General features: G+C 30.0%; 15 protein-coding genes and 1 other annotated feature. All 15 genes read left to right on the plus strand.

The window, feature by feature from the left end:
• The first annotated feature begins 406 nt into the window (after positions 1 to 406).
• The 15 genes from rplK (at position 407) to rpsG (ending at position 21,318) form a co-directional block, all read left to right on the plus strand.
• A complete protein-coding gene (gene rplK, locus EXC62_RS02675; protein ID WP_026390571.1) occupies positions 407 to 838 on the plus strand; it encodes a 50S ribosomal protein L11 in 432 nt (143 codons plus the stop codon).
• Between the two features lie 57 nt (positions 839 to 895).
• Complete coding sequence (gene rplA / locus EXC62_RS02680; RefSeq protein WP_026390570.1) at positions 896 to 1,600, plus strand: 50S ribosomal protein L1; 705 nt, start codon at positions 896 to 898, stop codon at positions 1,598 to 1,600.
• Positions 1,600 to 1,723, plus strand: a sequence feature (ribosomal protein L10 leader region). (Overlaps the previous gene by 1 nt.)
• A gap of 12 nt (positions 1,724 to 1,735) precedes the next feature.
• The gene (gene rplJ / locus EXC62_RS02685) at positions 1,736 to 2,227 is read left to right on the plus strand and encodes a 50S ribosomal protein L10 (protein ID WP_026390569.1); all 492 of its coding nucleotides are present in this window, start codon (positions 1,736 to 1,738) and stop codon (positions 2,225 to 2,227) included.
• Between the two features lie 22 nt (positions 2,228 to 2,249).
• Positions 2,250 to 2,618 carry a 50S ribosomal protein L7/L12 gene (gene rplL, locus EXC62_RS02690; protein WP_026390568.1) on the plus strand — a complete coding sequence of 123 codons (369 nt, stop codon included), beginning with the start codon at positions 2,250 to 2,252 and terminating at the stop codon, positions 2,616 to 2,618.
• A 70-nt stretch (positions 2,619 to 2,688) separates the two neighbouring features.
• Positions 2,689 to 3,279, plus strand: coding sequence for a class I SAM-dependent methyltransferase (locus EXC62_RS02695; protein WP_026390567.1), 591 nt, complete (start codon positions 2,689 to 2,691; stop codon positions 3,277 to 3,279).
• Positions 3,280 to 3,393: 114 nt separating this feature from the next.
• Positions 3,394 to 7,296: a DNA-directed RNA polymerase subunit beta gene (rpoB, locus tag EXC62_RS02700; protein WP_026390566.1), complete on the plus strand. Its 3,903-nt coding sequence runs from the start codon at positions 3,394 to 3,396 to the stop codon at positions 7,294 to 7,296.
• Positions 7,296 to 11,627, plus strand: a complete 4,332-nt coding sequence (gene rpoC, locus EXC62_RS02705; RefSeq protein ID WP_052589911.1) for a DNA-directed RNA polymerase subunit beta' — start codon at positions 7,296 to 7,298, stop codon at positions 11,625 to 11,627. The genes rpoB and rpoC overlap by 1 nt, the downstream gene beginning before the upstream one ends.
• Positions 11,628 to 11,755: 128 nt before the next feature.
• Entirely contained in the window at positions 11,756 to 13,852 is a 2,097-nt protein-coding gene (locus EXC62_RS02710) for an ABC transporter ATP-binding protein/permease (RefSeq protein ID WP_129747456.1), read from the plus strand.
• 1 nt (position 13,853) lies between these two features.
• On the plus strand, positions 13,854 to 16,484 hold the full coding sequence (locus EXC62_RS02715) for an ABC transporter ATP-binding protein/permease (protein WP_129747458.1): 2,631 nt from the start codon (positions 13,854 to 13,856) through the stop codon (positions 16,482 to 16,484).
• Between the two features lie 162 nt (positions 16,485 to 16,646).
• The gene (locus tag EXC62_RS02720; protein ID WP_162140229.1) at positions 16,647 to 17,843 is read left to right on the plus strand and encodes an aminotransferase class I/II-fold pyridoxal phosphate-dependent enzyme; all 1,197 of its coding nucleotides are present in this window, start codon (positions 16,647 to 16,649) and stop codon (positions 17,841 to 17,843) included.
• Positions 17,840 to 18,640 (plus strand): SDR family NAD(P)-dependent oxidoreductase, encoded by an 801-nt coding sequence (locus EXC62_RS02725; protein WP_035375762.1) that lies wholly within the window; start codon positions 17,840 to 17,842, stop codon positions 18,638 to 18,640. Before EXC62_RS02720 ends, EXC62_RS02725 begins: the two co-directional genes overlap by 4 nt.
• 9 nt (positions 18,641 to 18,649) lie before the next feature.
• Complete coding sequence (locus EXC62_RS02730; protein WP_026390656.1) at positions 18,650 to 19,303, plus strand: formate/nitrite transporter family protein; 654 nt, start codon at positions 18,650 to 18,652, stop codon at positions 19,301 to 19,303.
• A 23-nt stretch (positions 19,304 to 19,326) separates the two neighbouring features.
• Positions 19,327 to 20,238 (plus strand): diacylglycerol/lipid kinase family protein, encoded by a 912-nt coding sequence (locus EXC62_RS02735; protein ID WP_162140230.1) that lies wholly within the window; start codon positions 19,327 to 19,329, stop codon positions 20,236 to 20,238.
• A 141-nt stretch (positions 20,239 to 20,379) separates the two neighbouring features.
• Positions 20,380 to 20,796 carry a 30S ribosomal protein S12 gene (gene rpsL, locus EXC62_RS02740; RefSeq protein WP_026390658.1) on the plus strand — a complete coding sequence of 139 codons (417 nt, stop codon included), beginning with the start codon at positions 20,380 to 20,382 and terminating at the stop codon, positions 20,794 to 20,796.
• Positions 20,797 to 20,847: 51 nt separating this feature from the next.
• Positions 20,848 to 21,318 carry a 30S ribosomal protein S7 gene (gene rpsG / locus EXC62_RS02745; protein ID WP_026390659.1) on the plus strand — a complete coding sequence of 157 codons (471 nt, stop codon included), beginning with the start codon at positions 20,848 to 20,850 and terminating at the stop codon, positions 21,316 to 21,318.
• Positions 21,319 to 21,325 lie beyond the last annotated feature (7 nt).

Raw genomic sequence — 21,325 nt, forward strand, 5'->3', positions numbered from 1 at the left:
ATGAGAAAGACGTTAGTATTGTTGTTTTATAACACAAAGTCTAAGTGAATTATGAAAAAGAGTTCGCAATTTTAAATCAATTTAATCTTATCAAGTTTTGTATGTAGATATTAACAAAATGCTGGATTGATTTAAAAGATAAAATTTTTATCTAATCAAAAAAATGATGAGATTCAAAGATTAAAATATTATAATTTATATTGCAGGTTCACAATTATAAAACTACATTTAAGTGATTTAAATTTAGGTTATAAAACAATAGTTAAAAATTAAAAAAAATAAACAAGATTTCTTATTGACAAAAAGCATTCTAGATGATAAAATATACAAGCGTGTAAAAACACACCATTAGTGGGAGAAATAATTCGTACCACATACTTATGAAAAGAAGGAGGTTGTGTGTATTATGGCAAAACCAAAAAAAGTTGTAAGAGAAGTTAAATTACAAATTCAAGCTGGTAAAGCAAACCCTGCGCCACCTGTTGGACCTGCATTAGGACAAGCGCAAGTTAACATTCCAGCATTTTGTTCACAATTTAACGAAAGAACTAAAGATCAAATGGGATTCGTTATTCCAGTAGTGATTTCAGTTTATGAAGACAGATCATTTACGTTCATTACAAAAACACCGCCAGCAAGTGACTTACTTAAAAAAGCTGCGAACATTCAAAAAGGTTCTTCAGCACCACATAAAGACAAAGTGGCAAAATTAAAAAGAGATAAAGTAAGAGAAATTGCAGAAATGAAGATGCCAGATTTAAATGCTTTTGATATCGAAGCAGCAATGAAAATTGTTGAAGGTACAGCAAAAAATATGGGCATTGTTATCGAAGACTAATTTAACGGTCTAAATTGTGGGAGGAAATCCCGCTATACCACATTTTAGGAGGATATTATAATGAGAAGAGGAAAAAAATATCTTGAAGCAGCTAAATTAGTTGACAAAACAAAAGAATATGATTTGTTAGATGCGACTAAATTAGTAAAGAAAACATCAACTGTAAAATTTGATGCAACAGTAGAAGTTGCATTCCGTCTAAACTTGGATCCAAGAAAAGCGGAACAAAATTTAAGAGGAGCTATCGTGCTTCCTCATGGTACAGGTAAAGTTTCAAGAGTAGTTGTAATCGCTCAAGGTGAAAAAGCTAAAGAAGCTCAAGCAGCTGGAGCAGATTTTGTTGGTGATGCTGACATTATCGAAAAAATATCAAAAGGTTGGTTCGATTTCGATGTAATCGTTGCAACTCCAGATATGATGGCACAATTAGGTAAATTAGGACGTGTTCTAGGACCTAAAGGATTAATGCCAAATCCAAAGACAGGAACAGTTACAATGGATGTAGCTAATGCTGTTAACGAAATTAAAGCAGGTAAAATTGAATATCGTGTTGATAAAGTAGGGAATATTCATTCATCAGTTGGTAAAGTTTCATTTACTGAAGCACAATTAGCTGAAAACATTCACACTTTATATGAAAAACTTGTTCAATTAAGACCAAATACAGTAAAAGGTACTTATATAAGAAATGTTACAGTTTCTTCAAGTATGGGACCTGGTGTTAAAGTAAGTCGCGATAATTTACGCGAATTTAAAAAATAAAAATTAAAATAAATTCACCAAAGACAGTGGGAGCGAAAGCTTAATATTTCCTACCGAGGTAATACTAATAAAAAGTATTTATATCTCTTTTGTCTTTGGCGGAAGAGATTTTATTTTTAAAGAAGGAGGACTTCCATGGATAAAGCAGTAATAACTAAAAAAGCTGCTGCTGTTGAAGCGTTAGCTGAAAGATTAAAGGAAGCTAAAACTGCTGTTATTTTTGATTATCAAGGATTAACTGTTGATCAATTTACACAATTACGTACAGAATTAAGAAATGCAGGCTGTGAAGTAACAGTGTACAAAAATAACATCACAAGAAGAGCATCAATTGCAGTAGGATATGAAGGGTTAGCAGAATCATTTGTAGGTGCAAAAGCATTAATCATGAGTTTTGATGATGTAGTTGCTCCAGCAAAAATTATTGCAGACTTTGCAAAAGAAAATAAAGTTGTTAATATTGAAGCAGGTATAATTGAAGGAAAAGTTGTTGGAAAATCAGAATTAATGGATTTAGCAAATTTACCATCAAGAGAAACATTATTAACACAATTAGCAGCAGGCTTATTAATGCCAGTAAGAGAAATTGCGATCGGTTTAAACATGATCAGCGAAGAAAAGAACTAAGAATTTTAGGAGGAATATAAAAATGGCTAAATTAACAAAAGAAGCTTTCGTAGAAGCGTTAAAAGAAATGACTTTATTAGAAATTAAAGAATTAGTAGATGGATTAAAAGAAGAATTCGGTATTGACCCAACTGCAGTAGCAGCAGCAGGTCCAGCAGCAGCAGAAGTTGTTGAAGAAAAAACAGAATTCAATGTTGTTTTAAAAACATTTGGAGCAAACAAAATTGCAGTTATCAAAGTTGTTCGTGAAGCAACAGGTCTTGGTTTAGCAGACGCTAAAACATTAGCTGAAACTGCAGATGCTGTTGTTAAAGAAAACTTAAACAAAGAAGCAGCTGAAGCATTAAAAGCTAAGTTAGAAGAAGCAGGAGCTACTGTTGAACTTAAATAGTTCTAAAAATTAATCGAATAATAACCTGGGAAAAATCTCAGGTTTTTTCGCTTTTAAAATGAGGTGTGGAATGAGTCACTATTTTATTAATGATGAGAGTTTAAAAGATGAACTTAAAAAAATAAGTGTTAATATTAAAAATCAAAAATATGAGTTCCTTACCAATTCAGGAGTCTTTAGTAAAGAAGGTCTAGATTTTGGTAGTAGACTATTAATTGAAACAATTAAAAATGATAATTTTTCTAGAATTGCTGATGTTGGTTGTGGATATGGCCCGATAGGAATAGTTCTTGCAAAAGAAAATCCTGAATCAACTGTTTGGATGTATGACATTAATGAAAGAGCAATTAAACTTGCTGAAACGAATGCTGAATTAAACCAAGTTAAAAATGTCAAAATTAAAGAAAATGATGCTCTTGATAATGTAAAAGAAAAATTTGATTTAGTAGTTACTAATCCACCAATTAGAGCAGGTAAAAAAATTGTTTTCAAGATTTATGAACAAGCATATGAAAGACTTGAAGAAAACGGAAGTTTTTATTGTGTGATCCAAAAGAAACAAGGAGCACCATCAAGTTTTGAAAAACTCAGTGAACTATTTTCAACTTGTGAAATAGTTGCTAAATTAAAAGGTTATTGGATTATATTTGCAAAAAAATAAAAAGTGTCTTGACTATCTTGTGCAATTATGGTAATATTATAAATTGCATAATAGTGAAGAAAATTGTGTTTTTTTGGCGTTTATGATAGTGTTAAAATGATAGGAGTAGGGAAAATGGGAAATAATAAAGGATTTAAAGAAATCAAGTATGGTAAAAAGGCAGTTAGACGTAATTACTCTAAAATGCGTTATGATATTGAATTGCCAAATTTGATTGAAATTCAAACAAAGTCATTTGAAGATTTCATTAATTTTGAGATTTCAGAATTACTAAAAGACATTTCACCAATTGTCGGTCACAATGGTGAGCTAAAATTATATTTTGAGGACCATTTTTTAGAAGATCCTAAATATAGTATTGAAGAGTCTAAAAACCGTGACATGAGTTATACAAGACAATTGTTTGCAAATGTCAAATTAGAAAGTGTTAGAGAAGGACAAGTTAGAGAAAGTAAAGTTTTAATGACTGAAATTCCTTTTATGACGCCAAACGGAACGTTTGTTATTAATGGTGCAGAACGTGTTGTTGTTTCCCAAATAATCCGTTCATCTGGTGCTTATTTTAGCAAAGAACATGATACAAAATATAACGAAGATAAGTATGCTGCACAAGTTATTCCGACTCGTGGTGCTTGGATTGAATATGAAACGGCTATAAAGCCATCTAAAAAATCTAAGAAAGAAAATGATCGTTACTTATATGTAAAAGTTGACCGTTCAAGAAAAATTCCGATGACAACTTTTATGAGAGCGATTGGATTATCAAAAAATAAAGAAATTTTTGATGTTTTCGGACAAGGTAAAGCCATTAAAGATACATTAGAAATTGATGAAACAAAGAATAGCGATGAAGCAATTGTTGAACTATACTCAAAATTAAGACAAGATGATAAAGTTCCAGCTAATGCAGCACGTGAATTTTTAAGATTGCGTCTTTTTGAACCTAGAAGATATGATCTTGCACCTGTTGGTCGCTATAAATTAAACAAAAAATTAGACGTATTAAATCGTATTAGAGATGCTTATATTGCAGAAGATATAATTGATCCATTAACTGGTGAAGTTCTTGTTGCAAAAGACACTCAAGCTACGAGAAATGTTATTGAAATATTAAAAGAAAACCGTCATGCTTTAAGAACAGAAGTTATTTCTGCTGCAGATTCTCTACAAAATGAATCACCTGATGAAATTTTTGCTGAAAGAAGCCCAGAAGGTGGCGATAAGTTATTTGCTAAAGATAATATCGTTAACCTTAGAAGTGGTGAAATTGTAGTTGCTAAAGGTGAAGAAATTACTGATGAAACAATTATCACTCTACAAAGAAATAGACAAAATCTTGATGAACAAGTTATTAAATATTTCTTAGAAGGAAAGAGTGTTTATGAAAAAGAAAATGAACGTACTGGAGTTATTGTTGAAAAAGTATCTGTTTATGTTCTAGGTGACGAAAACGAAGTTTCTGAAAAAAGCAAAAAAATTGATATCTTAGGAAATGATCAACGTGAAGATAAGATTTATATTACATTATCTGATATCGTTGCTTCAATGAGTTATTATTTAAGTTTATATGAAAAAATTAGTGAGCACGAAGATATGGAAGATGATATTGACCATTTAGGAAATAGACGTCTAAGATTAATCGGTGAACTATTAAAAAATCAATTTAGAATTGGTTTAGCAAGAACAGAAAAGAATATTAAAGATAAGATGTCAACTGTGTCATTTGCTGATGCAACACCAACTGGAATTGTTAATATGTCTCCACTTTCAGGAGCAATTAAAACATTCTTTGGTAGTTCACAATTATCACAATTCATGGACCAAGTAAATCCACTTTCTGAATTAACTCAAAAACGTCGTGTTTCAGCTTTAGGTACTGGTGGTCTAGCAAGAGACCGTGCTGGTGTTGAAGTCCGTGACGTTCATAATACCCACTATGGTCGTATATGTCCAATTGAAACTCCAGAAGGACCATCAATTGGTTTGATTAGTTCACTTGCTACATATGGTAAAGTTGATGAATACGGATTTATTCAAACACCATATTTAAAATTAAATCGTGATACATTAGATGAAAATGGTTTAGTAATTCCTAAAGTAGAAAAAGAATATGTTTATTTAACTGCTGATGAAGAACAAGAAGAAATTATTGCTTCTGCTGCAACATTACTTGATGAAAACGGATATATCGTTGAAGATAGAGTAATTGGTCGTAGTAGAGGTGAAACAAATATGTATACTCGTGATGAGATTACATTTATGGACGTTTCTCCAAAACAAATTGTATCAGTTGCGACTGCAACAATTCCTTTCCTTGAACACGACGATGCTACCCGTGCACTTATGGGTGCGAACATGCAACGTCAAGCAGTACCTTTAATTAATCCTGATTCACCAATAGTTGGTACAGGTATTGAATATCGTGCTGCAAAAGATTCAGGTAGTGTTGTTGTAGCTCAAAATCCGGGTATTGTTAGTTATGTTGATGCTAATAAAGTAGTTATTACTAAACAACCAGATGAAATTGTTAAAGTTGGTGGGACTATTTTATATGATCCAAAAGTTGGATTTAATGTAGAATCTGCTAATTTATTAAGAAACTATGGAATGGACGAAAGTGATACTTATGAATTAATTAAGTTTAATCGTTCAAATCAAGATACATGTATTTTACAAAAACCGTTAGTTGAAACTGGCGAAACAATTGAAAAAGGCGATATTATTGCTGATGGTCCATCAACTGCTAAAGGTGAGTTAGCATTAGGAAGAAATGTTACTGTTGCATTTATGACTTGGGATGGATATAACTATGAAGATGCGATTATTATGTCTGAAGAGTTAGTTAAAAACGATGTTTATACTTCAATCCATATTGATCAATACGAAATCGAAACAAGAGATATTAAAGCTGCTGGAAGTAACTATCAAGAAGAAATTACAAGAGAAGTTCCAAATGCTGGTGCTGATGCATTAAAGAGTTTAGATGAAGATGGAATTATCATTGTTGGTAGTGAAGTAAAAGAAGGAGATATCTTAGTTGGTAAGATTACACCAAAAGGTGTTAATGATCCTACACCATCGGAAAGATTAATTCAAAGTATTTTAGGTGATAAATCACGTGAATATCGTGATACATCATTACGTGTTCCACATGGTGGTGGTGGTGTTGTTGAAAAAGTACAATGCTATTCAAAAGAAAACGGAGACGTTTTACCAAGTGGAGTAAACAAAGTTATTAAAGTGTTTGTTGCTAAAAAACGTAAAATACGTGAAGGGGATAAAATGGCTGGTCGTCATGGTAATAAAGGGGTTATCTCAAAAATATTACCAAGAGAAGATATGCCATATATGGCAGATGGTACACCAGTAGATATCATGCTTAACCCACTAGGGGTTCCATCACGTATGAATATTGGACAAGTTTTAGAAATCCATTTAGGTATGGCTGCTAGAAAATTAGGTCTTAAAATTGCTACTCCAGTATTTGACGGAGTTTCTGATGATGACTTGAAAGCAATCATGAAAGAAGCTGGAATTGATGAAGATGGTAAAACAGTTTTATATGATGGTAGAACTGGTGAACCATTTGATAACAGAATTTCAGTAGGTGTTATGTACATGATTAAACTATCACACATGGTTGATGATAAATTACATGCGCGTGCTGTTGGACCTTATACACTTGTTACACAACAACCAATGGGTGGTAAAGCTCAAAACGGTGGACAAAGATTTGGGGAAATGGAAGTTTGGGCACTTTATGCTTATGGTGCTGCACATACATTACAAGAAATATTAACTGTTAAATCAGATGATATGCTTGGACGTAATAAAGTATATAGTGCAATTACTCATGGTAAGGATGTTCCAAGACCAAGTATTCCAGAATCATTTAGAGTATTTACTAGAGAACTTCAATCATTAGGATTATATGTTGAATTAATTGATAATAAAACTGGTGAAAATGAGGCTCTAAAATCGATATTTCAAAATAGCAAAAGGGGAGGCAATCGCTAATGGCTAAGGATGTTTTAAATACAAAAGTTGAAAATTTAAAATTGTCAACTCCCGTATTAGATAAATTAAAACTTTCAGGAATTGATCGCCTTGATGATTTTAATACTTTCACTTTGAAAGAATTAAAAATGTTATTAGGTGAAACATTTACAGAAGTTACTAAAGTATTAAGAGAATATTATTTACCAAGTAATCTTGAAAATTTAAATCTAAGTAGTGAAACATTAGAGATTTTAAAAAATTCAAGAATTGATGATTTAGAAATATTGTTAAACTACGATAAAAGAACATTATACGATTTATTTAAAGAAGATAGTGTTCTATTACAAGAAATTAATGAACTTTTAGAAACATACGGATTTGATAGATTAGTTGAATTTGTTGAAGGTGAAGTTGCATATCATATTGAAGATGATAATAAAGAAATCAGTGCTTTAGATATCGATTTAAAACAAAGAATCAATATTGAAGTTGAACCACTTCGTAAAGGTTATGGTTCAAGATCATATACTCACTTCAAAATTAGATTAGCATCACCAAATGAAATTAGACAATGGTCATACGGAGAAGTTATGAACCATGAAACTATTAACTATCGTACTTCTAAACCAGAAGTTGGTGGATTATTCTGTGAAAGAATTTTTGGACCAACTAAAGATTATCAATGTGCTTGTGGTAAAAAACAAAGTGGTAATAAAGGACAAATTTGTCCAAAATGTGGTATTGAAATTACTGAATCAAAAGTACGTCGTGAAAGAATGGGACATATTAACTTAGAAGCACCGGTTGTACATACTTGGTACATTAAGAGTTCACCATCAAGATTAGCGATATTACTTGGAATTAAATCTAAACAATTAGAAGAAGTGGTATACCACGCTTCATACATTGTTACTGATCCAGGTTCAACAATGCTAACAAAAAAACGTATTTTATCTGAACAAGAATATAGTCAATTGCTAGAACAATATCCAAGACAATTTACAGCACAAACTGGTGCTGAAGCTATAAAAACATTGTTAATGGAATTAGATTTAGAAAAAGAAGTTAAAATTTTAAGAAGAAAGATTAAATCAAATTCAGCTCAAAAACGTGAAAGAGCAATCAAGCGTTTAGAAGTAGTTGAAGCATTTAATAATTCAGATAATAAACCTGAATGGATGGTACTTGAAGTTATTCCAGTTATTCCACCTGATTTAAGACCAATGGTTGCATTAGATGGTGGTAGATTTGCAACAACTGACTTGAATGATTTATATCGTCGTATTCTAAATAGAAATAATCGTTTGAAAAAACAAAAAGAACAACATGCTCCTCGTTTAATTCTTAAAAACGAAAAACGTATGTTACAAGAAGCTGTTGATGCTTTAATTGATAATTCTAAACGTGGTAAAAAAGCTGTTGTTGAACGTGGTAGAAACTTAAAATCATTATCAGATATGTTAAGATGTAAACAAGGTCGTCTACGTCAAAACTTGCTTGGTAAACGTGTTGACTACTCAGGACGTTCAGTAATTATCGTTGGACCGGACTTAGAAATGTATCAATGTGGTATTCCACGTGAAATGGCTATTACATTATTTAAACCATTCATTTTAAGAGAATTACAAAAAAATCAAGGTTTAGATAAGAAAAATGCTAACTCAAAATATGAAACAATGGATGATGAAGTATGGCAAGCACTTGAAAAAGTAGTTGTTGAGCACCCAGTTTTATTAAACCGTGCCCCTACATTACACCGTTTAGGTATTCAAGTATTTGAACCTAAATTGATTGATGGTAAAGCAATTCGTCTTCACCCACTTGTTACACCAGCATTTAACGCTGACTTTGACGGGGACCAAATGGCTGTCCATGTTCCACTATCAAATGAAGCACAAGCAGAAGCAAGATTATTAATGCTTGCATCTAATAACATCTTAAACCCTAAAGATGGTAAACCAGTTGTTACTCCATCTCAAGATATGGTTTTAGGTAATTATTATTTAACAATTGAAAATGAATTAGCTAAAGCTGATTCAACTGAACATCCAGAACATTATAAATATATTAATCGTAATGAAGGTAAATTCTTCTTTGATGTTAATGAAGCTAAATTAGCATTTGAAAAGAAAGAAATTGGCTTACATACAAGAATTATTATTAGCCCTAAAGTGTTGAAACACAACTTTACTCCTGAACAAAGAGAAATGTATTTAGTGACAACATTAGGTAAATTAATATTTAATGATGTATTACCAGAAATCTTCTATTACTTAAATGAACCAACAACTAAAAACTTGGAAAATGGAACACCAGATATTTACTTTATTCCAAAAGGACATAATCCATTAGAATATTTAGCAAACATCCCACTTCCACAACCATTTAACAAAAAATTCTTATCACAAATTATTTCAAGAGTATTTAAACTATTAAATATTAGTGAAACATCTAAAATCTTGGATAAAGTTAAGGATTTAGGATTTAAATATTCAACAGTTGCTGGATTTACAATTTCATTTGCTGATATTAACGTATACTCTAAAAAAGATGAACTAATTAAACGTGTAAGAACAAAAATTGACGAAATTAGTGAATTCTTTGAAATGGGATTATTAACAGATGATGAAAGAAGAAAATTAGTTATTAAAGAATGGGAAGCAGCCAGTGATGAAATTAAAAAAGGACTTTCTGGCGAGTTAGATTCTGAAAACCATATTTATATGATGATGAGCTCTGGTGCTCGTGGTAGTATCAGTAGTTTCGTACAATTATCTGGTATGCGCGGTCTGATGAGAAACCCGAAAGGGGAAACAATCGAAGTTCCAGTACAAGCATCATTTAGAGAAGGATTAACAGTTTCTGAATTCTTTATTTCTACCCACGGTGCTCGTAAAGGATCAACCGATACAGCCTTAAAAACTGCCGAATCAGGTTACTTAACAAGAAGACTTGTTGACGTCAGTCAAGAAGTAATTATTGTTGAAGATGATTGTGGATCAGAACGTGGTATGATTGTTAGACCAATCATGGAAAACGGAAAAGTTATTGTTCCACTTAGAGATAGAATTATTGGTAGATACGTAAGTAGAGATGTTATAAGCAATAAGAAAAAGAAACCAATCATTTTAAGAAATGAATTAGTTACTGAAGAAATTGCTGATGAAATCGTTGCTGATGGAATTACTGAAGTTGAAATTAGAAATGTCTTCACTTGTGTTTCTGAAAATGGTATTTCTGCTAAATCATATGGTAGAAACTTGGCTACTAATACAGTAGTTGAAGTTGGGGATTCAGTTGGGGTAGTTGCTGCTCAATCAATTGGTGAACCAGGTACACAATTAACGATGCGTACATTCCATACTGGTGGTGTGGCATCTGCATCAGATATTACTCAAGGGTTACCTCGTATTCAAGAATTATTTGAAGCAAGAAAACCTAAAGGTGAAGCAAGAATAAGTGAAGTTAATGGTAAAGTTAAAGAAGTAAATCGTCAAAATAATGGGACAACAGAAATCTATATTACAGAAAATGTAAAAGATGCTGGAATATACCAATATTATGTAGGTGCTTCTGATGACTTATACGTTAAAGAAGGAAATACAGTTATAAAAGGACAAGCTTTAGCATCAAATGAAGTTAAGAGTGATGTTAATGGTAAGATAATTAAAATATCTAACCTAAATAATGACACGCTTGAAATATCAATTAAAGAAGAAATAAGAGAAGCTAAAGAATACAAATATGTAATTGATCCAAATGTTGAAATCCTTGTTCGTAAGAATGCTCCAGTTGTTGCTGGACAAAAATTATGTGCAGGATCAATCAATCCAAAAGAATTACTACGTGTTGTATCAGCAGAAGCTGCACAAAACTATATTTTAGAAGAAGTTCAAAAAGTATACCGTGCACAAGACGTGGAAATTAGTGATAAGCATGTGGAAATTATTGTACGTCAAATGTTTAGAAGAATTTATGTTGTTTATGAAGGAGATTCACATTTACTTCCAGGAACTGAAGTTTCAGTAGCAGTATTTAAAGATGCCGTTAAAGAAGCAATCACAAATGGAACTAGAATACCTGTTGGTAGACCAATCTTACTTGGTATTACAAGAGCATCACTAAGAAGTGATTCATTCTTATCAGCAGCATCATTCCAAGAAACTACAAAGATTCTTACAGAAGCAGCTATTAGAAGTAGTGTTGATGAGTTACATGGTCTAAAAGAAAATGTTATTATCGGTGGATTAATCCCTGCTGGTACTGGTATTTTATCAGATAAATTCTTTGAATATGATGCGCCACCAAAGACTAACTTTGATGACGATGATTATGACTATCTAGATTAATAAATTTGAAAGATGAGATCTTAATTGGTTTCATCTTTTTTTTGTAATGCTAGATTGATTATAAAAACGTGAAGTGCTAAAATAGATATATAATTAAAATTTCGTTTTTTTATAAGATAAGGGATAATATGATAAAGATAGAAAATGTGGTTAAAAACTATAAAACAAAGAGTGTAACAGTAGAAGCATTAAAAAATGTATCATTAGAAATAAATTCAGGAATGATATTTATAACAGGAAGATCAGGGAGTGGTAAAACCACTCTTTTGAACTTGATTGGTGCACTTGATAAGTATGATAGTGGAAGTATAAAAGTAGATAATAAAGAATTAAAAGAAATGAGTAGTAGAGAATTAGATGATTACCGTGCAAATGAAATAGGAATAATCTTTCAAGAATATAACTTGCTAGAAAACTTTAGTGTAAAAGAAAATATAAATATGCCACTTCTAATTCAAGGTATAGAAAATGAAAATCCAATAGATGAAGCATTAAGAAATGTTGAACTAGAAGAGATGAAGAATAGAAAAACAAATGAACTATCAGGTGGACAAAGACAAAGAGTCGCAATAGCAAGAACAATAGTTAAAAAGCCTAGAATAATTTTAGCAGATGAACCAACTGGAGCGGTTGATTCAGAAACAGCAGAGATTATTTTTAATTGTCTAAAGAAGCTAAGTGAGACATCACTTGTAATAATAGCATCCCATGATTTAGAATCAGCTAATAAATATGCAGATAGAATAATAAGTTTTAAAGATGGAAGAATAGTTGAAGATAGAGTTATAAATGATAAAAATCAAAGTATAGTAAAAAAAGAAGAAGAAACTGCTAAATTAAAGAATAAAGAAATATTGAAATTAGCATTATCATTTCTATTTAGAAAACCAAAGAGATTAATAATGATTTTACTTATCTTTATATTATCACTAACAGGAATTATTATTAGTGACACATTTGGAAGTAGTAATACTGATAAAGTTTTATTAAATGAAATGAAGAAAAATGATACGAGATACCTAGTATACAGTCAGTCATTTTATACATCCGATAGTAACATTGAATCATATATGGATGACGAAGATGTTAATTATTTATTACAAAAGATCAAATATGATGGAAAAATAGACTATGTTTATAGTTTTTATGATGAAGTTGATTATAATTATGGCGCACTTGCATCCAGTAATAATTATTATAGAATCAAGGAAAAAGGGCATATTGAAATTGATAATGATTTTATGAGTATGTATAATTTTAAACTTAGTGCTGGAAGACTTCCTGAAAATGATAATGAGGTTGTAGTAACAGAATACATATATAATAAATTTCAATATTATGGGTATAAAGAAGGAAATAAATCTGTTAAGATTAGTACATTTGATGATTTAATAGATAAAGATTTGTACTTAACTGGAAGAAATGATGGATTTAAAATTGTTGGGATATTAGATACATTATTTAATGAAAAAAGATATTCAAAAATTAGAGATAAAAATTTTGTTGACAATGGACTTAAAAGTCAATTCTTGATAAATTCATATGAAAGTGAAATGAACTCTGGTATTCACAACTCACTATATTTCATGAATGGATATACAAAGAGATTTTTTGGCGATTATACAAACGAGGCAGCATATGTAAGAATAATCGTTCCATTTTCCACTAGTGAAAGTAATAAATTAAAACTTTTTGTTAATGAAGTAAAATATCCAACTATTAAAGATAAATATGAGAAAAATAATATTGTTAGTGTTGAATATAGTATTGAAAAAGGATTATTCACAGATGTGGAATTGTTGAAAAACTATTTTAACTTAATAATTGAAATCACGCAAATAGTATCAGTTGTATTAATCGCTCTAATTACTTTATTATTCATTTATTATTTTAATGGATTAGTAGATGGCCGTAAGAAAGAAATAGGTATTTTAACAGCCATTGGTATTAAAAAAGCTGAAGTAAGAAAGATATTTTTAATTGAGGCACTGTATATTGCTTTGTTAAACATAATTATGACATTGATTGTTTCACTTATGATTTTAAGAATTATGAATTCATTTACCACAAGCACGCTTGGTTTAAGCGTTGAAGTATTCTACATTTCAATTAGACAAATAGTATTTTTAGTAGGCTTTTCAATTCTAGTGATTATACTTGGAAGTTACTTGCCGCTTAAGAAAATCAGTAAGAAGCAATTAATAAACTTAATAAGGGGTAAATAGAATGATTAAAATAGAGAGTTTAGTTAAAAACTATAAGACTAAGAATGTAGTAGTAGAAGCAATAAAGAATGTATCATTAGAATTAAACTCAGGAATGATATTTATAACAGGAAGATCAGGGAGTGGTAAAACCACTCTTTTGAACTTGATTGGTGCACTTGATAAGTATGATAGTGGAAGTATAAAAGTAGATAATAAAGAATTAAAAGAAATGAGTAGTAGAGAATTAGATGATTACCGTGCAAATGAAATAGGAATAATCTTTCAAGAATATAACTTGCTAGAAAACTTTAGTGTAAAAGAAAATATAAATATGCCACTTCTAATTCAAGGTATAGAAAATGAAAATCTAATAGATGAAGCATTAAGAAATGTTGAACTAGAAGAGATGAAGAATAGAAAAACAAATGAACTATCAGGTGGACAAAGACAAAGAGTCGCAATAGCAAGAACAATTGTAAAAAAGCCTAGAATAATTTTAGCAGATGAACCAACAGGAGCAGTTGATTCAGAGACAGCAGCGATTATTTTTAAATGTCTAAAGAAACTAAGTGAGACATCACTTGTAATAATAGCATCCCATGATTTAGAATCAGCTAATAAATATGCAGATAGAATAATAAGTTTTAAAGATGGAAGAATAGTTGAAGATAGAGTTATAAATGATAAAAATCAAAGTATAGTAAAAAAAGAAGAAGAAACTGCTAAATTAAAGAATAAAGAAATATTGAAATTAGCATTATCATTTCTATTTAGAAAACCAAAGAGATTAATAATGATTTTACTTATCTTTATATTATCACTAACAGGAATTATTATTAGTGATACACTTTCAACAGACAATACAGATAGAGTTTTATTGACTGAAATAAATAAAAATGAAGTTAATTATTTAAAATATAGTAAACAAATAGAGACTAATAGTGAAATTGAAGCTAAATTTAGATATATGAGTAATGAAGATTTTGAGATTTTTAGTAGTAAAATTAAGACTGGAAGCATTCAAGTAATGTATAATTATTATCAAAGTACTATAATGTTAAAAGAGGATAAAGTATATTTTTCGGTTGGAAATAACGGGATAATTGAGTATAATGATGATTTGATTTCTAAGTATAATTTTAATATTGAAGGTCAAAAACCAAAGAAAAACAATGAAATAATGATTAGTAAATTTTACTTTGAAATGTACAAAAAATTTGGATATAATACTTATGAGAATGGCGAATTGAAAAGTGTTAGAATAAATAGTTTGGATGATTTTAAAGATATTAGCCTTAAACTAGGCTTTAAAGATACATATCATGAGTTTAAAATTGTAGGTATCCTTGATACCAAAATAGATGAGAAAGTATATTCGTTAGTAGATAAAGCGTATGATATGGACAATACCAATTCTCTCTATGCTTTTAAAAGCCTTTATTTAGAAGGATTTCATGATGTGTTTTATGTTAACGATGGATACTATAATGATGTTATAGCCCAAAATAAAAATACTTTATATGAATCTAAAATAGAAATTCGGGTTAATGATGAGAAAATTTTTGGAATTGATAAAATCAGTTTATTGTCTTCAGATATGGATACTATTCATTGGAAAGATGGACATGATTTCGATAATTTTAAAGATAAGGAGATTATTCTTAGTTCTAAGGCTTTGAAATCTATAAGTCTTTTTGAGGATATTTATGATGTAATAAAAATTCGAAAGAAGAAGTTAATAATGGATTTTGCTTTCGAACATTTTGATGAGGTTGAAGAAAAGATAAATGATATATATGGGAACACTGATTATGAATGGTATGCTAATTATATAGAGAATTATAACTACTATGAAAATGAGTTTCATCCATTTAAAACATCGAGTTATTTTGAAAATGAAGCTTTTCGTATGTATTGTGATGAAGTTGTATTTCCAAATATTGGAAAAATTGAAATGAAAACATCAAATGGAGATTCAATTTATGAAGCAAATGTAGTCGGCGCTTCATATTCTAATGATATAGTTTATCATAGCAAAGATAGCAATTTTCCTATTGTTTTTAAGGAATTATTTAATGACCAAGCGTATTTTTATGTAAATCTTTCAAAAGAGTTGAATAACATGGAACTTATTAAAATAAAGAATCATATATATAAAGATGATAAGGAAAATGAATATAGATATGCTATTATGAATAACGAATTTGTTGAATTTGAGAAAATAAAAAATGATTTTAATATTTTTATAATCGTGGGAACAATTTTGTCACTTGTATTAATTTTTATAGGTGTATTAATTTATTTTTTTAATCAAATTAATAATATAAAAGAAAGAGAAAATGAAATTGGTATTTTAAGGTCTTTAGGTGTTAGTCGAAATATTGTGTTTAAGGTTTTTCTATACGAAGCAATTCTCATCATGTCGTTTATAACTATCATTTCATTTATGTTAAGTACTATAGGTGTTGAATATTTAAATGGTTTTATAGCAGGAAAGCTTCAAACATCATACAATTTATTATATATAACTTCTAAACAAGGTTTTATCATGTTATTTTTTATTTTAACAATAATATTGTCTTGTATATATATACCTTTCAAAAGAATAAGTAAAAATGAAATAGTTACGTTAATAAAAAAGGTTGAATAATAATACTGAAGTAACAGGTTTAGAATCTGTTACTTTTTTTAATTGTTATTTTAAAAAATAAGTTAATATGATAAAATATATAGTAACTGGGAGGTTAAACAGTTAATAAAAAAATGAAGCATTTTTATTAATAATTTAAAAGAGAGAAAGAGGAAGCAAAAAATGGATTTATTTACAAAAGCGTACACCTATGATACCGCTAAAAAAGCGAAGCAAGGTGGTTTTTATCCGTATTTTCATGAGTTAAGTAGTAAGCAAGATGTTTTAGTAGAAATGGAAGGACATGAAGTTATCATGATAGGATCTAATAATTATTTAGGTCTTACTACTCATCCTGAAGTAATTAAAGCGTCAATGGAAGCTACGGAAAAATATGGAACAGGTGTTTCAGGATCAAGATTTTTAAATGGAACACTTGACTTACACTTAGAATTAGAAAAGGATTTAGCAAAATTTTTAGGTAAAGAAGATGCGACAATTTTTTCAACAGGATATCAATCAAACTTAGGATTTATTTCAGCAATTGCTGGAAGAAATGATTTAATATTTAGCGATAAAGAAAATCATGCAAGTATTTATGATGGAATAAAACTTAGTTATGCTGAAATGATTAGATATAATCATAATGATATGGATGATTTAGAGAAAAAATTAGCAGCTGCTGATCCTAAAAAAGGGAAATTAATTGTAACTGATGGTGTATTTAGCATGGGTGGAGATCTATGTAAATTACCTGAACTTGTTAAATTAGCTAAAAAATATGGAGCAAGATTAATGGTTGATGATGCCCATGGACTAGGAGTTATGGGAAAAACCGGAAGAGGTACTGCAGAGCATTTTGACTTAATGAATGAAGTTGATATTGTTATGGGGACATTTTCTAAGTCATTAGCAAGTAGTGGTGGATTTATTGCTGGTGAAAAAGATGTTATTGAATATATTAGACATCATTCAAGACCATATATATTTAATGCGGCAATACCGCCATCGAATACTGCAGCTGCTCATGCGGCATTAAAAGTTCTAATGAGAGAACCTGAAAGAGTTGAAAATTTAAGAAAAGTTTCAAATTATGTTAGAGAAGGATTAAAATCTCGTGGATTAAAAATTAGAGAGTCAATAACTCCAATTATTCCGATTTTCACATATACGCCAATTAGAACAATGGTTGCATGCAACACGTTGTTTAAAAACGGTGTTTATGTTAATCCCGTTGTTCCACCTGCAACAGCACATGGTGAATGTTTAATTAGAACTAGTTATATGGCTACACATCCAAAAGAGTTATTGGATAAAGCAATGGATACGATTGTTAAAGTTCTTAATGAATTACCATCAGAAGAGGAAATTCTAAAATGAAAGTTGCAATAGTTACAGGATCATCTTCCGGAATTGGTTATGCACTTTGTAACCTCCTAAGTAAAAAGGGCATAAAGGTATATGGAATATCTAGAACAATTAGCGAAAATGAAAATGTAATAAACATATCTGGAGATGTCACTAAAGCTGATGATATTAAAAAGATTTTTGCAAGTATTTATGAAAAAGAAGGCAGAATAGATTATTTAATTAATAATGCCGGTATGGGAATTTCTGGGAGTGTTGAAGCAACCTCTCTTGAAGATTTTGAGAGTATTTTTAATGTTAATTTAAAAGGAACTTTTATTACTAGTAAAGAAATTCTTCCGTATATGCGAAAGAATAATTCAGGTAAGATAGTTAATATTGGTTCAGTAGCAAGTGAGTTTTCAATTCCTTTTCAAACGTTTTATAGTAGTTCTAAAGCTGCTATAAAAGCATTTAGTGAAGCATTAAATAACGAAGTATCTCCATATGGTATTAGTGTTTGTACTATATTGCCTGGAGATGTAAAAACGAATTTTACGAAATCAAGAAAAACAAATGAAAATGAATTAGAAGCGTATGAAAAAAGAGTCAGTAAATCAATTGGTTTGATGGCTAAAGATGAACAAAACGGTATGGATGTTCAATATGTAAGTAAAGTTATTTATAAGACAATTAATAAAAAGCGAATGCCAATTCAAAAAACAATTGGTTTTAAATATAAAGTTTTTATTTTTTTGAAGAGATTTTTACCTACAAAAGTTGTTAATAAATTGGTTGGGGCAATATACGCTTTTAAAAAAGAAAGATAAGGAATAGAAGTGCATAAACAACATAGTATTTTTTTAAAAGCGATATTATCAGGTATATATATCGCGATTGCAGGAGTTACATATCTAGTTGTCAGTGATATGACTGGAAGTAAATTAATTGGTGCGTTATTATTTAGTTTAGCATTATTAGTTATTTGTAACAGAGGGTATTACTTATATACTGGGAAAATTGGATATTTATTACCTTATAAAAAAGGTGGACTGAAAATGATTGGGCAAACACTTGCTGGAAACTTTGTTGGTATAGTGATTGTTGTTTTAATGATTTTCTTAGCAGGAGTACCAAATATAACTGAATTGGCTAAAGTAGCTGTTGATCATAAACTTGATAATACATGGTATGAAATAATTGGATTATCATTCTTTTGTGGAATATTAATGTATACTGCTGTTGATGGATTTTATAATATCAAAAGTGATTTTGGTAAAAATATAATTGTTATTTTATCAGTTGTTGTGTTCATAGTTGCAGGATTTGAGCATTGTATTGCCAATATAGCGTATTTTATGTTAGCAAAAACAATTAGTTTAAAAGTTGTGCTATACTTTATTTTGATGGTAATTGGTAATGCAATGGGTGCAATATTGATTAATTTACTACACGAAAGAATAAAAAAAGAAAGTAGTGAAGCAGTAAATTAAATAGAAGGTAGGGGAAAAGTATTATGAAATATTTACTTTTATATAATCCAGTAAGTGGTAAGGGAAAATTCTATAAGAAGATACCATATATTAAGGATTATTTTAAGAATAAAGGTTTAGAACTTGATATATATAGTTCCAAATCACCGAAAGATTTAGAAGATAAGGCAACAATGTTTTCTAGCAAGTACGATGTATTTTTAGTATCAGGTGGTGATGGAACTATTAATGAAGTTGTTAATGGATTAATGCGAGTTAATAAAAGGCCGTCACTTGCTGTATTACCAAGTGGTACAGCAAATGATGTTGCTGCAATATTAGGTATAAGTAAAAAGATAAAGAAAACATTAGATATTATTACTACAACAAAACCTGTGGGCATGGATGTTAATTTACTTAATGATCGATATTTTTTATATACAACTGCCGCTGGAATTTTAACAAAAATTAGTTATGACATCCCAAGAAGTAAAGTTAAGAAGTTTGGTTATTTTGCGTATCTATCTGAAGGTGCAAAAGATATTATGAAAAACTATCGAATGAAGATGAATGTTGTTCATGATGAAGGCGAAATTAGTGGTGAATTTATGCTTGTTTTAGGATTAAGTTCTAGAAGAGTAGGTGGATTTTTCCTTAAGAATTTCTCAAGGCCTAAATTAGATGATGGAAAATTTGAACTTAGACTTATTAGATCTAGAAAATTTTTCAAACTAACAAAACTTGCAAGTTTCTTCCTATTTGGTGGTAAAAAAGGAAAACGTGACGTACAACTTGAATCAAGTTATTATAAAATATCAACATCATCTGATATAGTTTGGAATACTGATGGAGAAAAAGCTTGTATCGGTGAAGTTGAGATTACAGTGATGAAAAAACAAATAAATGTTTATGTTAGTAAAAAATCTAAAAAGAAATTTTTTAGTATAAATGATTGACAAATAATCTTTTAAAATGTTATAATAAGAACGTTGTGAAAATGACGTACATTTAATAAATATGTTGGTAATTGAATTACCAATTTATTTTTGGAAAGAAAATGAAACACATGGGTGTGTGTTTGGAAAGGAGAAACCAAAATGCCAACGATATCACAATTGATTAAAAATGGTAGAGAAGATAAAATTGATAAATCAAAATCACCAGCACTAGGATACGGTTATAACAGTATTCAAAAAAAGAGAAGTGACTATACATCACCTCAAAAACGTGGGGTTTGTACTCGTGTTACAACAATGACACCAAGGAAACCAAACTCAGCTTTACGTAAATATGCTCGTGTTAGATTATCAAATGGAACTGAAGTTACAGCTTATATCCCAGGAATTGGACATTCACTACAAGAACATAGTGTTGTATTAATTCGTGGAGGTAGAGTAAAAGACTTACCAGGGGTTAGATACCATATAGTTCGTGGAACATTAGATGCAGCTGGGGTTGCAAACCGTAAACAAGCTCGTTCTAAATATGGTGCTAAAAGAGCTAAGAAAAAATAATTAAAATAAAAATATAAGAAATTTAAAAATCTATGAAAGAAGGTGAACTAAATGCCTCGTAAAGGACATATCGCTAAACGTGATGTACTTCCTGATCCAATCTATGATTCAAAATTAGTTACTAAAGCAATTAATCAAATTATGTTAGATGGTAAAAAAGGTACAGCACAATCAATTTTATATGGTGCATTTACAAGAGTCCAAGAAACAACTGGACGTGATGCAATAGAAGTATTTAACGAAGCTATAAACAATATAATGCCTGTTCTTGAAACAAGAGCACGTCGTATTGGTGGACAAAACTACCAAGTACCAGTCGAAGTAAGAAGTGACAGACGTCAAACTTTAGGGTTAAGATGGTTAATCAAATACTCAAGACTTCGTCATGAAAAAACAATGGAAGAAAAATTAGCAAAAGAGATTATTGATGCATCACAAGGTGTAGGAGCATCAGTTAAAAAACGTGAAGATACCCACAAAATGGCAGAAGCTAATAAAGCATTTGCACATTACCGTTGGTAATCTGTTA

This window comes from Haploplasma axanthum (assembly GCF_900660745.1).
Classification (GTDB): Bacteria; Bacillota_I; Bacilli_A; order Acholeplasmatales; family Acholeplasmataceae; genus Haploplasma; species Haploplasma axanthum.

Excerpts from the sequence above, each read along its gene's own strand:
- rpoC (WP_052589911.1), top strand. The coding sequence starts at position 7,296 with ATGGCTAAGGATGTTTTAAATACAAAAGTTGAAAATTTAAAATTGTCA.
- EXC62_RS02735 (WP_162140230.1), top strand. The coding sequence starts at position 19,327 with ATGAAATATTTACTTTTATATAATCCAGTAAGTGGTAAGGGAAAATTC.
- rplL (WP_026390568.1), top strand. The coding sequence starts at position 2,250 with ATGGCTAAATTAACAAAAGAAGCTTTCGTAGAAGCGTTAAAAGAAATG.
- EXC62_RS02710 (WP_129747456.1), top strand. The coding sequence starts at position 11,756 with ATGATAAAGATAGAAAATGTGGTTAAAAACTATAAAACAAAGAGTGTA.
- rpsL (WP_026390658.1), top strand. The coding sequence starts at position 20,380 with ATGCCAACGATATCACAATTGATTAAAAATGGTAGAGAAGATAAAATT.
- rplK (WP_026390571.1), top strand. The coding sequence starts at position 407 with ATGGCAAAACCAAAAAAAGTTGTAAGAGAAGTTAAATTACAAATTCAA.
- EXC62_RS02725 (WP_035375762.1), top strand. The coding sequence starts at position 17,840 with ATGAAAGTTGCAATAGTTACAGGATCATCTTCCGGAATTGGTTATGCA.
- EXC62_RS02695 (WP_026390567.1), top strand. The coding sequence starts at position 2,689 with ATGAGTCACTATTTTATTAATGATGAGAGTTTAAAAGATGAACTTAAA.
- rplJ (WP_026390569.1), top strand. The coding sequence starts at position 1,736 with ATGGATAAAGCAGTAATAACTAAAAAAGCTGCTGCTGTTGAAGCGTTA.
- rpoB (WP_026390566.1), top strand. The coding sequence starts at position 3,394 with ATGGGAAATAATAAAGGATTTAAAGAAATCAAGTATGGTAAAAAGGCA.
- EXC62_RS02720 (WP_162140229.1), top strand. The coding sequence starts at position 16,647 with ATGGATTTATTTACAAAAGCGTACACCTATGATACCGCTAAAAAAGCG.
- rpsG (WP_026390659.1), top strand. The coding sequence starts at position 20,848 with ATGCCTCGTAAAGGACATATCGCTAAACGTGATGTACTTCCTGATCCA.
- EXC62_RS02715 (WP_129747458.1), top strand. The coding sequence starts at position 13,854 with ATGATTAAAATAGAGAGTTTAGTTAAAAACTATAAGACTAAGAATGTA.